Raw genomic sequence first — 376 nt, forward strand, 5'->3', positions numbered from 1 at the left:
GAGGTCATCGTGCGATCGCCACCTTTCGTTCAACCACGTTGGCGAGGTAGCCAAGCGGGACGGTTATCAGCAGGTAGAAGAACGCGACGCCCACCAGGACCCACATGACGGCATCGCCGTGGTCGTTGGCGAGCTGCTTGCCGTAGCCGAAGAGCTCCAGCACATAGAACGCGCCGGCCACGGAGGAGTTCTTCACCAGGGCGATCAGGATATTGATCAAGGGCGGGATGACCGTGCGCAGGGCCTGCGGCAGGATGATCAGGGAGAGCACCTGGCTGAACTTCATGCCGATGCTGCGGGCGGCCTCGGCCTGGCCCACGGGAACGCTGTTGACGCCGGAGCGGACGGCCTCGGCGATGAAGGCCGAGGTGTAGGC

General features: G+C 64.4%; 1 protein-coding gene. It reads right to left on the reverse strand.

The genetic code is table 11. The features are described 5' to 3' along the window. Positions 1-4: 4 nt before the first annotated feature. Positions 5-376 (reverse strand): ABC transporter permease subunit (locus tag AC1DMU_RS29770; RefSeq protein ID WP_476941706.1); only part of this gene is annotated, 372 nt, incomplete at its 5' end.

Source organism: Bacillus sp. 01N45 (assembly GCF_056399205.1).